Source organism: Cereibacter sphaeroides 2.4.1 (assembly GCF_000012905.2).
In the GTDB taxonomy this organism is placed as follows: Bacteria; Pseudomonadota; Alphaproteobacteria; order Rhodobacterales; family Rhodobacteraceae; genus Cereibacter_A; species Cereibacter_A sphaeroides.
In genome coordinates this window covers 1,689,602-1,704,053 of record NC_007493.2, presented here as the reverse complement: position 1 = coordinate 1,704,053, position 14,452 = coordinate 1,689,602, and the positions used below count along the sequence as shown (strand labels likewise).

The following is a 14,452-nucleotide window of genomic DNA, read 5'->3' as shown; positions in this document are numbered from 1 at the left end:
CCGAACAATGAAAGAAGCCCCTAGCGATTGCCGGGGGCTTTGTCTTTTTGATTTAGTCACTCTTTCTTCGCTTCTTCGGCTTCCCTTTCGGCAATCCACTGAGCAGCCATTTCGGTAAGCCCATTCTCGCGGACGTATTCCTTCACGTCTGAAAGCGACAGATGAAAATCGGTCTCATACGCATATTCGAGGGATTGAGCAACATTTAGAAACGGATTGTCAACTGGCCCTCCACCTTCGTATAGACGGGCACGACGTTCGGGCGGCAGGTTCGCATACAGCATTTGAATCGTGCCGAAGAGGATTGCCGTAGTATCAACTTTGCTCTCATTCTCGGCAATGCGCTCAAAAGATTGCTTGAATGCTTCTTCGCTCGAACAATCGATTGTCTCAGATTGGAACGGGAACGCATGAGCCGAAGTAGAGGCGAGGGCAAGGAAGATGGCGAGGGTCATTGATTTAAGCATTGATAATCTCCGTGTGATTCTAATGAGTGGATATATTGCTCCATTGTTTCGGATTGGCAAGTGTTATTTGGTTGAGGTTGAATTAACGAATTTTGGAAACCGGCAAATTTCGATTTTCCCGATAACTGATGCCGGATCGATCAAGCCAAAATGGCGACTATCTCGGCTGTTTCTCACGTTATCCCCAATGACGAATAGCCCTTTATCTTCGCTCCGCAGAAGTCGTTTGACTAGAAGGCGGGAACTGTCCTTCGGATCGGGGAAGACGATTATATCACCTAGCCCGAATTGATCGGTTAAGTTGACGTCGTGAACTGAGCCTTCCGGTAACGTCGGTCCCATCGATGGGCCGATGATTTTGATTTGCATGTTACGCAGCCTTCTTCTTTTCGTCAAAATACCGCTTGCGCCCTTCTTCAATCCGCCTGACGTTCGCAACACTTGGTTCAATGGACAAATCCACTGAAGTTTCTTGAATTTCCTTTGACGGCCAAAGATCGAAAACGTTTCTAAAAGAAGCCCTCGCCTTAGTCATGTCGCCTTTGGCATAACGAAGGCATTCAGCCCAAAAATCGGCTTTCTCGTTCGCTTCGTTGTTGGCGATACGATAGAATACTCCTTCGGCTTTCTTCGTCTTAATGATTGATCCTTCTTCGACCATTGCGGATAGAGTGGCTTTCAGCGGATAATCATACTCCTCGAATTTGCGAAACAAGAAATCCTCGCGAATGTCTCCGATCTTGTCGAACGACATCTTCACACAGGCGGCGTAGGACGGATTGATCTTGATCGGCGCAGGACGAGTTTCTTCGCAGGCTACCGGAGCCGGTTCCTTACGGTCAGAGTCATCGCCGAAAAATTCCGAGAAAGCAGCTAGAAGCTCTGCATCCTCGTCAGCCTCTACAGGAGCGGGCTGGACGGGCTTTGCGGGCTTCGGAGCATGGATGAGGCTGGCAGGATCAGAGGGCTTCTGTGACCGTTCTACGGGCTTGGATGGGGCAGGGGTCTCAGTGGCGTCTTGCTCTGCCAGAAGCGATGCAGACGGTTCAAGACCGAACGCGCGAACAACTGCTAGACGGTCGTAGATCTGTTTATTCGGAACCTTCTCGCGAAGATGGGCGACAAGCCTAACATTGATGTTCTTACCTTCCTCGTTCCAAACTTTATCTCGTGGAATGAATGAGTTTAGAAGAGCTTCCTTCGTTTTGAAGAATGAAGGCATTTCGCCATTGCACCAGTAAGCGTATTTGATGCCCCATTCTTCTATTTGAGTTTGCCGATCATGGGCGTTGTTGATGGAGAAAAATTCGGTTGCAAGAGCCTTATAAAGCTTTGCTAGCGACGATGTTGATTGGCGTTTATTGAACATCTTGCGGTGGCTATCGCAGCAAAACTTGCGCTGCCGACCGTTTGTCGTCGCCTCAAGCTGAATGCCGCAGTAACGGCAGCGAAGCAACGTATCTAATAATGGGAATTTGCTGTTGCACATAGGGAGTCCTCTTCGTATTAAATCATTTTTGCTGTCTCCAATTTGTGAGGGGATTGTTATTGCTTTTCGGTAGTGTCGGGATGAGGCTCATGACTTCCCCATCCCTTCACAAAGCAAAAATAACAATCGAAAGTCTCTCAACCTTTGACGAAGTATATAGGAATCCGACTGCCCAAAATCGGGCGTCCGATCATGAATTTTTTCATTTCTCGGATTGGCGTTGCAAAATAGCAACATCGAATTCATACCGACGTAAGGCCGATGCCGCACATAACGAATGTGAATGCGTAAGTAAAGGATTCGAGTGGGATAGTCGCAATGGAACGATGCTCAGATGAAGTGTTTCTTCGCTCGCACTTCTACTTTTCGACAGTATGGATTTCGGAATTTCGTAAATGGCATCGAAGGCGTTGATGGATAAGGATGAAAATCGAGGCTGTATGGTTGCTCGGATAGAGGAGAGGAGGATTGAGGTTTCGTCACCACATCGTCACCATACAACTTATGGTTGGGTTTCGTCACCACATCGTCACCGGGATCGTCACCACATCGTCACCGGGATCGTCACCACGAAAATGGGGGTTTCGTCCCCCTATAGAAATAGAGCTATAATCAGAATCTTAACTATAAGGTCCAGATGAGATCTGAGTTAGAGAAAGGAAGTTTGAAGATCCAAAATACCTTTATCTGATGAAATTTGATATCTCAAAATCTCTATCTGAGCATAGATCATTTATCCGATCTGTATGAGTCCAAATCTCTATTGGATAAACGATTCCATTGGCGCTTCGCGCGGCCTGCGGCCAGATTGCTTATGGTGACCCTTATTCGATGCAGTTTATCCGATCTCAAAACCTCTATGTGGATTAAAGGTTTATCCGATCTCAAAACCTCTATGTGAAAGAAGACTCCTTTCCTGATCTCAAACCTTTATCTGAAAGAAGACTCCTTTCCTGATCTCAAAACCTCTATGTGGATTAAAGGTGGCGTTCCGTTCGCTTCGCTCACTTACGCCAAAATGCACTTCTCGTCATGTTCATTGATGGAATACCCATTCAAGAACCATGAACATCAAATCTCGATTCATCCATTTCTTAATAAATCAATAAAATCAATCACTTAAACGATTTTCTTAAGAAAAACAAATCCATATGACACCCTTGATTTATTCAATAAAATCAATCACTTAAGAATACCAAAAATGTTTACTTTGTCTTAAATCCTGATCTCAACCTCTATTCGAGAGCAGACTCATGTTCCGATCTCATGATTGATACATCGTTGCCTTTCATTCAGTCACTCCGCGTTCCGCTCCGTTTCTTCATTCGGTCAACGTCTGCATTCGATCCTCAGTCACTTCGCTTGCGCTTCGTTCCCTCGTCCCTCATTCCGCCAATCCTTTGCCCCCCTCGTTCCGCTCGTCCCCCCACGCCAGTTCCGTGCCCCGCCGCCGCCGCATAGTGCCTCACAGGCCCCTTGACGCTTGACCGCTGGCCCTCGCCCTTGCGAAGCAGAAGGGACCATCAACCGCAGCCGGAAGCAGCCATGTCTAAGAACATTCAAGAGATATTCTATCCCAATTATAATAAGCGGGTGCAAAAAATCCGTGATAACGATAGGAAATTTGCACATTACACAAGTGCAGAAGTCGCCGTCTCGATATTGAAGAACAAGTCAGTGTGGTTGCGGAATGCATCCGTGATGAATGATTTCAATGAAATTGAACATGGCCTGAATTGTCTCCTAAAGGTTTTGGACTCTGATACGGTCGGAAAGCAATTTGCGAACCTTGTTAACGAGATCCACCCGACAGCATTCAACAGCATCATGATCCGTTATGCAATGCCTACCGATTTGCATGATACCTACCTGACATGCTTGAGTGAGCATGGACCTAATGGCGGAGCTATTAGCGAGGATAAGCTTGGACGTCTCTCCATGTGGCGAGCGTATGGTGGAAACACCAATGTTGCTATGGTATTTGATCGGGAAAAAGTGCTCAACGATCACAGCACGGCCACGACACTAAGTCCGGTTCTTTACGCAGACGCTTTCATGTTCCGTAGAGAATTCATGGAGGTTATGGAATCCATTGCCGAAAATATTGAGCTATTGAAGGGGAATAAGGACTTATCGCTAGCATATCTCTTTGGTGCTCTGGATGCCGCAGTTCTCAGCACGAAACATCCCGGATTCGAAGAGGAGCAGGAATGGCGTGTGATTCACCGTCCTACCCCATACAACAAGCTTCCATGTATGGTCGCCTCGGTTGGCGGAGTCCCTCAGAAGGTCTATCTCCTCAATCTAGATGGAGCCAACTCCGCGTTGAACCTTAACGACATTTTGGATCACATTATCGTCGGACCAACGGCATTTCCCGACGTTATAAGTGATGCGCTCATTCAGGTTATGACAAGCGAGCACTATCACAACCCTCAACTCCGAGTGAAGGTATCTGAAATCCCTCTTAGGCGCTAACTCAAATTTCCGATCCCCTAAATAAAGCACGGTTGATGTTTTAGCATTGCGTCAATCGGAATCTCCGTGTGTGACTGGCCGGGCAGGATGATGAATCCGTAAGACCCGGCTTCTTTTTGTCCCCATTGCACATTGTTGCCATTACGCAACATCAATTCATTTCCTCAAATAAATTTCCATCCGAACGTCTGAAACGACAATTTCGGCATCCTCGGATTACTAAATACATTCATGAGGAAAGCGAAAGGCGTTTATCGCCGCCGAAGTCATAAGCCATTTCATAATGCAGGCGTAATGGCGCTTCCCTCATTTTCGTAACAGTAACCATTAACCGAAGGATTTGCCATGCCATCCAGTCTTATTGAAACAGTCACACGCTCAATCTCGGACAAGGCAACGGCAAATCCTATCGAGGCTCTATTAGCTGCCTCATGGGCCTTCATGTTCGCCCACAAAGCTTACATCGCCCTAATCCTTCTCATCTGAAAATAATAACAACACCAACACACAGGGAAAAAAACAATGCTAGATCACCAAAAAATTAATGCGAAATGCGGCACGAATTACACCGCTGCCCAAGTCTCAAAGGCCATCGACTGCCCGGTCTCGATTAAGGGCATTGCCGACCGCATCATGACCGATCATGCAGGATCAATCCGCTTTGACACTATGCATAAAGCCTTTTTCATCTATGCCCATGGAGAATGGCGCAAGATCGAAGATATCGTCATTCGATCACTCATCCGTAGCGAGATCGATAACCTTCAAAAAGAAATTAGAATCCTTACCAATGCTCAAATCGCGGGTATCCTGCCGAACTTCGATCCTACCCCATCCATTAAGAAGATCCTCACGTTCCAGCAAAATGCCGATGATGCCTTGCGTAACAAGATTTTCGAAGCTTTACGCATCCGTTCTGCATCCATGAGGGTTCGCGGCGTCTCAAACGAGATCAGCGATCAAGTCTACGATGCAACCCGATAAGATCGATCAACACCATCTTGCGGATCTCATGAGAGAGGTTCGCGAGATTACAAAAGGCGAATTCCTGATTTGTTATTGTGAGTCTGGTTGGATAGCGATGGCCAATGGCGTTCGGTATTCAACCATTCATCCAACACCAGCCGATGCAGTAGGGGAAGCGTTGAACACTCTCCTAGACGATGAGGCTGAGAGCGCGAAACTGAGCGGCCTCGACCCACAGGCCTATCTGGCCGACGTGCTGGCGCGCATCAACGACCACATCAACCCGCGCGGACCAAATATCATTGATGGACCGATTTCCGCGAACAAGATCACCGCAACACATCTTCCGATTATGACTAATGGCGATGACAAACCGCAAGCAATCCAATTGGAGTAGTTCAAAGCGCAAGGTGACTGCGGCTTACCGGAAGAACCGGGATATCGTCCGCAATCGAGATCAAGGAATATGCGTCCGCTGTTTCATGCTTACAGGCAGGATCGTCTTGGCCTCAGACTGCGACCATCTTCAAAACGTCAACAGTGGTGGAACGGATGATCTAAGCAATCTCTGGATGCTTTGTAAGGACTGCCATAGATCGAAAACGCAACGTGAGAGTAACGGGCTAATCGGATTTGATCCTATCATTGATTATGATACCGGCTGGCCAATCCCGGAAATGGATTGGAAACAAGTAATATCCGAGCGTAATCGAGAATACTTCAAGCCTAAGTCATTCAGCCTCTAATCCATATCCAAATTTCAATTTCAAATTCAGGCAGATCATTCAATTGGTCTGCCTATTTTCATTCTACATCATGGAGTCACAATGTCATTCAAAACGAAAGACCTCCCATCATCCGAAAAATTACATGCGCTTTTTCGTTATGATGAAGATGGGCAAATATATTGGAAGAATCTCAATAATAGTCGCAAGAGTGCGGATCGTCCAGCGGGGTCGATTAACAGGAGTCTCGGATATCGACAGGTTCATATGATGGGTTCGCTATTCTATGCCCATCGCATCATCTTCAAGATGCACAATCCAGACGTCGATATTTCTAACCTCGTTATCGATCATAAAGACGGCGACAGACTTAATAACCGGATCGAAAATCTCAGGGCAGTTACACATTCAGACAACAGTTTGAACCGTCTGATGAATGTCAACCCATATGGACAGGGAGTCGAGAAGGTTAGCAATCGCTTTGCTGCAATCGTCGCAAGGCATGGGAAGAAGAAGCGTCTCGGAATATTCGATACTCCCGAAGAGGCCCATGAAGCCTACTGTCAGGCTACTGCGAAATACAATTTGAGACTTGCCCAACTGCGATGACCGGAAATCAACGAAACACTAAATAACATTACAACACACACATAAAGGAGAAAATGAAAATGGAAATCCGAAACAAGGAAGCTATTGCAAAAGCCCTGACTGATATCTTGGATGAAGTTGAACTTCATGCTGCGAACACCGACCAAGCATATGAGACTCTGAATGCGAAATGCAGTCGTGCATTGAAGCTGGAAGAAATTCGCAAAGCTCAACGGGAAGTTCTTGATTGTGAGGATAAGCTTGAAAGTCTCATCCGCGAGGTAAGGAGTGATATTCTTTTTTCAATCCCGGATGCGGTTCGGGGTATCGAGAAGGCAAAGGAGAAGCATGAGAAATTGCTTGAGGAACTAAAAGCCGAAAAGTGATCTGATCATCAACAGCATTTGCACAAGACCGGATCAATTAAGGTCCGGTCTTTTCATTTTCCGCAATCTGCCAAACGATTCTCTCGCAGATTTATTTGATCGGAAGGCAAAGAAAAATCCGATTTCAATTGACATTTTCGAATCATTTTTGACCGGGGGGAGGTCGATTCGATTTTCCCTTTCACAGGGTTCCCGCGCATGGTAGTGACGAGTTTTAAACGGGCAGTTTTTTCCTTTTTTTGCCATAGATCCCGATAAGCGGCTTGACTCCCAAATTCCCTACATACCGGGAGATTGCTATTTGGGAATCAACAATAATGGAAAACAACAAAAAGACACTCATTCCGCCAAATGACTTTTCGGATGATGAATTGGAGGTTTGGTGCCGCATCTTAGACAGTCTGGAAGATGGATGGATTACGGATCTGCAACGGGATTCACTCGTGGCTTTCTGCCGTCATGTCGTCCAAGCTGATTACGTTGCCGGTCTCATTAGAGAAGCCAAAGACAATCGCAAGATTGACGATATTATCGAATTCTCGAAACTGTTGAACAAGCTTACGGCGATGCTGGACCGCGAAAATAGGGCGGTATCTTCCCTCGCAACAAAGCTTCGGATTTCCAATCAATCACTTAGATCATCGAAAGAGTCTCCCGAGGCAAGGGCTTCCTCGTTCAAGCCATGGGAAGATGACGATGAGTGATCAATCTTTACCCGTTCTCTCGTCCGCTCAACCCGTCATTCCGCCTAAGCCGAAACTGTCTAGGGCAGAAAAGAATATCAAGTGGATTGAGTCGAACCTGTTTATTCCAGAAGGTAAGGACGTTGGTAAGCCATTCAGGCTTGTGGACTTTCAGAAGGATATCATTCGTTCGATCTATGACAATCCGGCTGGAACTCGTCGGGCTATTATTTCGATGCCCCGTAAGGCTGCGAAGACAACGCTCTGTGCCGCTCTGATGCTGTTGCATCTGGTAGGTCGAGAAGCCTTGCCCAACTCGCAACTATACAGTGCAGCCCGAAGCAGGGATCAAGCTGCGGAGTTGTTCAAACTGGCAGTCAAGATGATCAGGATGAGTCCGCGTATATCGCGTTTTGTTCGGATTGTGGAGACTAGTAAGCGGCTGAAGGTGCCCGAGCTAGGGACAGAGTATAGGGCTCTCTCCAAGGATGCTGGAACGGCTCAAGGGCTGAGTCCGTGCCTCGTGATCCACGATGAGCTAGGGCAGGTGAGAGGGCCAGTAGATCCGCTCTACGAAGCCTTGGAGCTTGCCACTGCGGCTCAGGCAAACCCGCTTACCCTCGTGATCTCTACGCAGGCTCCGACTGACAATGACCTTCTTAGTCAGTTGATCGATGACGCCGCAACCGGGGCAGATCCGACCAAGGTTCTTAAGCTCTATTCGTGTCCGATGAATATCGATCCGTTCTCAGAAGAAGCCCTAGCTGTCTCGCATCCTGCATGGAATTCCTTTGTGAACCGCAAGGAACTCAAGCAAATGCAGGCCGAGGCCGCACGGATGCCTGCCCGTGCTGCGGATTTCCGCAACTACACCCTCAACCAGAGGATCGAAGTCAACGCTCCATTCATTTCAAAAGATGTTTGGGATGAAGGCAAGGATAATCCCGAAGAATGGCATGGAAAGGATGTTTGGCTTGGCCTTGATCTATCTGAAACCCGAGATCTCACTTCTCTTACTTTAGCACATAAAGACGAGAATGGTTTGCTTCACGTTCATCCATTCTTTTGGCTTCCCGATGAGGGAATAGAGGATAAATCGAGAAGTGATAAGGTTCCTTATGACATTTGGGCCAAGGGTGGACTAATCCATTTAAGCCAAGGAAGAACCATCCAATATAAGGATGTCGCTGCCAAGCTTAAGGAGATTGCGGATAACGCCAATGTCCAGAAGGTAGCCTTTGACCGTTACAAAATAAAATACTTCAAGCGCGACATGATTGATTGTGGTTTTGATGAGCGATGGATTGACGAGCACATGGTTTCTTATGGGCAGGGCTTCGTTTCTATGGGCATCGGAATTAACGAGTTGGAGCGTTTAATTCTGGATGGCAAAATTCGCCATGGGAACAACCCCGTCATGAATATGTGCATGGCAAACGTGAAAGTTGTTTCGGACACTTCAAACAACCGCAAATTCATCAAGCATACTTCGACAAGACGAATTGACGGCGCTGTTACGTTAGCGATGCTCGCCGGAATGCTTGCTGATCCAGATAACAAGCCAAAGCCCAAGCGAAAAGCTCTATTTGCTTAATCCTAAATATCGCAAAGTATTATACTTGCGAGGATAAGCATGTTCGGATTTGGCAAACGAGAGTCAGGCAGCAATCAGCCGACCGTTATTAGTAGGATCTCTGAGGCGTTCGGCTGGTGGGGCGGATCGTCTTCTATTGCCCCGGCACTAAGCAATACAACTGCGATGCAGAACCCGGCTGTTATGTGCGCAGTCCGAACAATCGCGGAAGGTGTAGCTTCCATGCCTATCAATATTATCGAGACAAAAGAAGTAGACGGGCTGTCAAAGCGAACAATTCGGAAAGATCATTGGGCGTCAAAGCTGATTAATAAGCCAAATGCCTATCAGACCCGATTTGAATTTGTTGAAATGATGATTTCAAATGCCGTGCTCGGAAAAGGCGCATTGGCACTCAAAACCGTTGTCGGTGGAGAAGTCCGCGAACTCTTGCCTATCCCTAGCGGTATTTGGGAAATGGAAATCCTCACTAATGGATCATACAATTTCCGGGTAAGGTTTACCGATGGTTCCAGCCGCGTATTCGCAGCTAAGGATTGTCTATTCTTCCGTGGTTTGTCGCTTGACGGGTATTCGTCTATCTCCGCTATTGAGACCGCCAGAAAGGCTGTCGGTATCGCGAACGCCCTTGAAGGCCAGACTCTTCAGACGGCTTCGAATGGTGGAAGACCTTCAGGTGTCTTGAGCATCGGTGATCCAGAAGACGGCGTTGCTCTGGATGAAGATACCCGTGCCAAAATCATCGCACTTTGGAAGGACCGATTCTCATCGAATGGGGAAGGCGGTATCCTGATTTCATCTGGATATTCGACCGACTTCAAACCGATCCAACAGAACGCGGTTGATAGCCAACTTATCGAAAGCCGCAAGTATCAGGTCGAAGAGATAGCTCGCATCTTCCGGGTGCATCCGGCTTATCTGATGGCGTCCGGGACTATCACTCCCGAGATCCAACGGGCGCATGTCCGCAATACCCTCATGCCTTGGGTAGCTCGTTTTGAACAAGCATTAGCAGCGTCACTGCTCCAAGCCGAACCAAATCTGTTGTTTGATTTTGATGAGCACGAATTACTTCGCGGGGACCATTCTGCCCTAAAAGATTTCTTCGCATCAGTGACGGGCGTTGGTGGAAGTCCTGCAATCATGTCGGTCAACGAATGCCGTTATGAATTGGGCCTTGATCCTATTGCGGATGAATGGGCCAGAACTCCGCTCAAAGGCGGGTATGAAAACTCCGCTATTCAGAAAGAGGAAAGCAGCAAATGAGCGATATGGAATTCAAACACTTTAAATTCGAAATCAAAGCTGAAGATGATGGGGATATGACCGTATCGGGTTACGCTTCCATCTTCGGCAATCGCGATAGGGTCGGGGATGTTGTCGTTGCGGGGGCTTTCACTAAATCGCTCGCTTCTGGCCGCAGAGTCAAAATGCTTTGGCAGCATGACCCCCGCGAAGTTATTGGCGTTTGGGATGAAATGATTGAAGATGATAAAGGTCTATTCATCCAAGGCCGCTTTGCTAATACCGAAAAAGGAAAGGAGATTCGCGAATTAGCAATGATGGGAGCAATCGATAGCTTCTCTATTGGTTATCGGACCCTTGATTACGAGTATTCGAATAGCGGCGACCGACTGCTTAAAGAAGTTGATCTTTTTGAAGTCTCGCTTGTCACGTTTCCTGCAAACGAACTCGCCACTATCACTGCGGTCAAAACAGAATTCGATGAGGAACGCGAATTGCTTTCGCTAATGCTTAAGCGGATTGAACTGCTTACTGCGAAATAAGCCTGATTTTAACGTCCTACATAATGCATCAAAACGAATGAAACCATTCCATTTTGCAAAAAGGAAAGAAACATGACTATTGAACTTAAAAATGCCATTGAAGCTTCGAACCAGTTGATTCAAGCTATCCGTTCGGAAGTCGAAGGCGTTAAATCTGCCGACGCTCTGTTTGAAGGAAAAATGGCTCGCATGGAAGCCGAACTTGCGGCGTCTCTGTCGGCCAAGTCGGCTCTTGAAGCTCGCCTGAACGCTCTGGAAACCGCCGCCGCGCGTCCTGTGTCGGGTAAAGCTGCCGAAGCTGCCGATGAATGCAAGTCCGCGTTCCGCAACTGGCTTGCTAACCCGGAAAGCTTCGAAGCAAAACAAGCGTTCGAACAGAAGGCTCTTGCCACCACTGGCCTAGCGAACGTCATTCCGCGCACTGTTTCGGATGAAGTTATCGCTGCTGCTCGGGGTTATTCGGCTCTTGCTGGTCTTGCTAAGTATGTCGTTACCGGCACTTCGGAATTTGGCATCATGGTTTCGGGTGGTTCGGCTGTTACTCGCGGTGGGGAAACCACGGTTCGCGGCGAAAACACTACTTCGCTCGTTTCTAAAAAGCCGATCTGGACCGATGTGGGTTCGAACGTCGCCGTTACCAAGCATTCCGCTATGGACCTTCAAACGGACGTGATCTCGTTCATCGCTGATCAGTTTGCGGAAGACTTCGCTGCCGACATGGCCGATGGGTTTATCAACGGCACTGGCCTAAATGACGACCCGCAAGGCATCCTTACCGCTGGCATCGAACTGAGCGGCGCTTCGGTTACGCCGGAACTGATCATCGATCTTGCTTACAAAGTGAAGACGGTTGATCGCAACAACGGCGCTTACCTGATGGCTGGCACGACTGCTGCGGCTCTTTCGAAAGCCAAGGCTAACTCGCAATTCGTTCTCGAAATCAAAGAGGGCGTTACGATGATCAACGGTCGTCCTGTGCATGTTGACGATTACCTCCCGGAAGAGACGCCGGTTGTGTTCGGTAACTACAAGCGCGCCTTCCTGACTGCGGTTCGCGCCGAAGGTGTAACCGTCCAGATCAACCCGTATAAGCAATCGAACGTGATCTTCGTTGAAGGCAATCTTCGTTACGGTTCTGTTGTGCTTAACGGTGACGCTTACGCGAAGCTCGTTATCGCCTAATCTCGGCGACTAACATAAGGAAAATGGCCCGCTTCGGCGGGCTTTTTCTTTTTCTAAATACCGGAAAGATTATAAGGAATTGCGCAATGGTCGATTTAGAAAAATTCAAGTTTCATGCGCGGATAGACGATGACTTCGAGGACTCGTATATCCAGCTTCTTCTAGATGCCGCTATCAATTACGTCTCTAAAATTACTGGCGTTCCAAATGATGAGAATGCCCCGCCTGAATACGATTTGGCGATTATGATCCTTGCACTCCATTGGTATACAAACAGGGAAGTTTTATCGGATCGTGGAACCAATCAAGTCCCCTATGGCCTTGGAATGCTAATCGCCAATCTCAGAACGAATTGGACAATCTGAAATGCATACGGGACTATTGGATAAGCGGATTACGATCTTGTCGAGGCAAGTGATTGACAATGGATTATCGAAGAAAGAGACGTATGCGCCTTTGAAATCGGTATGGGCAAAGGTCTCTTATATCTCTGATGGGGAGCGTATTCAGGCTGCAATCGCTCAACGGCAAATCTCCATGCGGTTTGTAATTCGGCACTCAAAATCTCTGTCTCTGAATAACGAATATCGCATCCGCTACGATGGTCGAGATCTTGATATTGAGAACGTCAAAATCTCCGATGACCGGCAATGGATGGAAATTACTTGTGGGGCGCGGAAGTAAATGGCGAAGAACAAGTCCGGTATGGAGATCGATAAGAAGTCGTTTCGGGAACTCGAAAAGAACCTCATGTCCCTCGAAAAGTTGGCTACTCAAAAGCGGCTTATCAAGACTTCCATGAAGAAAGCAATGCAGCCGGTAGCTGATGCTGCACAGTCTGCCGCCCCGGTTGATGAAGGGGATCTTCGCGATTCTATTATCGTAACGGATAAACTCAACAAGACGCAGAAGAGGCTTGAGCGAAAAGAGGGCAAGCATTCGTTTGTGATGTATGCCGGGGCAGGTTCCCCCAAGGGGCATTTGCTAGAGTTTGGAACTGAGGAGACTTCCCCTCAACCCTATCTTCGCCCCGCGTGGCAAACTGAAAAAGAGAATGTGCTTAACATCCTGAAAGACGAAATGGCCGCAAGAATTCAAAAGGCCATTAAACGACAAGATCGGGCCAGAGCCAAGGCCGCGAAAGGATAAGACCAATGGAAAGACAACTTCGACAACTCATTACAGACGCATCCGGCATCGAAGTCCATTGGATTCGGGCTCCCGCAAATACACCGCGTCCATACATCAGGCTATCCCTTATCACCGAATTAGGGGATCATACGATGGAAGGTAGAACGCCATTGCGGCAATCGATGATTCAAGTTGATATTTGGGCCGAAGATATGGCCGATCTCTTGACTATTAAGAATGCGGTCATGGTTCTGGACGGTTACAACGATCAATCCGGCGATGATCCTATCAAGGTAATTCTTCTGGATAAGGTTAGATCGGGCGAAGACACTTCCAATCCGGCTGATATCGTGCTTCGTTATTCAATCGACTTTCGAGTTTTCCATTCTTAATGGGTCCGAAATCCCATCCTCTACATACCGCATAAAGGTATCAACTTAGAAGGATGGATTTAAATGACTATTGCAATTGGAATTGATGCTAAGGTCGAAATCGGTCGCGGCGCTACTCCGACTTGGACCGAATTGGCTTACGTTACGGATATCACGTTGCCTGAATTTACGCGCGATAAAATCGAAGTAACTCATCAGAAAAGTCCGAGTGGAAAGAAAGAATACATTCCCGGTCTAGGCGAATTTTCAGACATGACCGCTGCAATGCACTATGTTCCGGGCAGCGCAACTGATGACCTTTTGCTTGAACTTCAGGACTCCGGCGAGACTGTCAAAGTTCGCGTCACGCTCAAGGGCGAAGATGGTCCAGTTGTTTCGACTTATTCAGGCTTCATGCAGGGATATTCCAGAAACATCCCTGTGGGCGATGTGATGGAAGCCGAAGCTACCTTCAGCATTAACGCCTTGGTGGTTGGCCCGTAATCTCGACAACATCAATAACGAAGAGAACCCGGCTTAGGTCGGGTTTTTTATTTCACGAAATTGCATTTTATTTCTCAAATGGCCTGATTTGTTGCTTAAAT

The 14,452-nt window shown here is 47.5% G+C and carries 18 protein-coding genes and 1 pseudogene; 16 read left to right on the top strand and 3 right to left on the bottom strand.

Annotated features, from left to right (window positions below):
• Positions 1 to 56 precede the first annotated feature (56 nt).
• From RSP_RS08220 to RSP_RS08210, 3 genes are all read right to left on the bottom strand, one after another.
• Positions 57 to 467 (bottom strand): hypothetical protein, encoded by a 411-nt coding sequence (locus tag RSP_RS08220; RefSeq protein WP_023003658.1) that lies wholly within the window; start codon positions 465 to 467, stop codon positions 57 to 59.
• Between the two features lie 63 nt (positions 468 to 530).
• Positions 531 to 836 (bottom strand): S26 family signal peptidase, encoded by a 306-nt coding sequence (locus RSP_RS22770; protein ID WP_023003656.1) that lies wholly within the window; start codon positions 834 to 836, stop codon positions 531 to 533.
• Position 837: 1 nt separating this feature from the next.
• Positions 838 to 1,956, bottom strand: a complete 1,119-nt coding sequence (locus tag RSP_RS08210) for a hypothetical protein (protein ID WP_023003654.1) — start codon at positions 1,954 to 1,956, stop codon at positions 838 to 840.
• Positions 1,957 to 3,501: 1,545 nt separating this feature from the next.
• On the opposite strand from RSP_RS08210, the gene RSP_RS08205 reads away from it, so the two are divergent.
• The 16 genes and pseudogenes from RSP_RS08205 to RSP_RS08130 all read left to right on the top strand — a co-directional run bounded on the left by RSP_RS08205 (position 3,502) and on the right by RSP_RS08130 (position 14,351).
• The gene (locus RSP_RS08205) at positions 3,502 to 4,434 is read left to right on the top strand and encodes a DUF2971 domain-containing protein (protein ID WP_011337919.1); all 933 of its coding nucleotides are present in this window, start codon (positions 3,502 to 3,504) and stop codon (positions 4,432 to 4,434) included.
• 522 nt (positions 4,435 to 4,956) lie between these two features.
• Positions 4,957 to 5,418, top strand: a complete 462-nt coding sequence (locus tag RSP_RS08200) for a hypothetical protein (protein WP_023003653.1) — start codon at positions 4,957 to 4,959, stop codon at positions 5,416 to 5,418.
• 139 nt (positions 5,419 to 5,557) lie between these two features.
• Positions 5,558 to 5,677 (top strand): annotated as a pseudogene (locus tag RSP_RS22425) (transposase domain-containing protein); the annotation flags it as partial.
• Between the two features lie 82 nt (positions 5,678 to 5,759).
• Positions 5,760 to 6,146 carry an HNH endonuclease gene (locus RSP_RS22765; RefSeq protein ID WP_193385359.1) on the top strand — a complete coding sequence of 129 codons (387 nt, stop codon included), beginning with the start codon at positions 5,760 to 5,762 and terminating at the stop codon, positions 6,144 to 6,146.
• An 81-nt stretch (positions 6,147 to 6,227) separates the two neighbouring features.
• The gene (locus RSP_RS08185; RefSeq protein WP_011337916.1) at positions 6,228 to 6,734 is read left to right on the top strand and encodes an HNH endonuclease; all 507 of its coding nucleotides are present in this window, start codon (positions 6,228 to 6,230) and stop codon (positions 6,732 to 6,734) included.
• A gap of 59 nt (positions 6,735 to 6,793) precedes the next feature.
• Positions 6,794 to 7,099 (top strand): hypothetical protein, encoded by a 306-nt coding sequence (locus RSP_RS08180; RefSeq protein WP_160384068.1) that lies wholly within the window; start codon positions 6,794 to 6,796, stop codon positions 7,097 to 7,099.
• Between the two features lie 317 nt (positions 7,100 to 7,416).
• A complete protein-coding gene (locus RSP_RS08175) occupies positions 7,417 to 7,803 on the top strand; it encodes a hypothetical protein (RefSeq protein ID WP_160384069.1) in 387 nt (128 codons plus the stop codon).
• Positions 7,796 to 9,376 (top strand): terminase large subunit, encoded by a 1,581-nt coding sequence (locus RSP_RS08170; protein ID WP_017140232.1) that lies wholly within the window; start codon positions 7,796 to 7,798, stop codon positions 9,374 to 9,376. The genes RSP_RS08175 and RSP_RS08170 overlap by 8 nt, the downstream gene beginning before the upstream one ends.
• Positions 9,377 to 9,415: 39 nt before the next feature.
• A complete protein-coding gene (locus tag RSP_RS08165) occupies positions 9,416 to 10,642 on the top strand; it encodes a phage portal protein (protein ID WP_011337912.1) in 1,227 nt (408 codons plus the stop codon).
• Positions 10,639 to 11,163 carry an HK97 family phage prohead protease gene (locus RSP_RS08160; protein ID WP_011337911.1) on the top strand — a complete coding sequence of 175 codons (525 nt, stop codon included), beginning with the start codon at positions 10,639 to 10,641 and terminating at the stop codon, positions 11,161 to 11,163. Before RSP_RS08165 ends, RSP_RS08160 begins: the two co-directional genes overlap by 4 nt.
• A 72-nt stretch (positions 11,164 to 11,235) precedes the next feature.
• Positions 11,236 to 12,345 (top strand): phage major capsid protein, encoded by a 1,110-nt coding sequence (locus tag RSP_RS08155; RefSeq protein WP_011337910.1) that lies wholly within the window; start codon positions 11,236 to 11,238, stop codon positions 12,343 to 12,345.
• A 23-nt stretch (positions 12,346 to 12,368) separates the two neighbouring features.
• Positions 12,369 to 12,710, top strand: coding sequence for a head-tail connector protein (locus RSP_RS08150; RefSeq protein WP_011337909.1), 342 nt, complete (start codon positions 12,369 to 12,371; stop codon positions 12,708 to 12,710).
• Position 12,711: 1 nt separating this feature from the next.
• Complete coding sequence (locus tag RSP_RS22760; RefSeq protein ID WP_011337908.1) at positions 12,712 to 13,029, top strand: phage head closure protein; 318 nt, start codon at positions 12,712 to 12,714, stop codon at positions 13,027 to 13,029.
• Complete coding sequence (locus RSP_RS08140) at positions 13,030 to 13,494, top strand: HK97-gp10 family putative phage morphogenesis protein (RefSeq protein ID WP_023003651.1); 465 nt, start codon at positions 13,030 to 13,032, stop codon at positions 13,492 to 13,494.
• Between the two features lie 5 nt (positions 13,495 to 13,499).
• Positions 13,500 to 13,868, top strand: a complete 369-nt coding sequence (locus tag RSP_RS08135) for a DUF3168 domain-containing protein (protein ID WP_023003649.1) — start codon at positions 13,500 to 13,502, stop codon at positions 13,866 to 13,868.
• A gap of 63 nt (positions 13,869 to 13,931) precedes the next feature.
• Entirely contained in the window at positions 13,932 to 14,351 is a 420-nt protein-coding gene (locus RSP_RS08130; RefSeq protein ID WP_023003648.1) for a phage tail tube protein, read from the top strand.
• Positions 14,352 to 14,452: the final 101 nt, after the last annotated feature.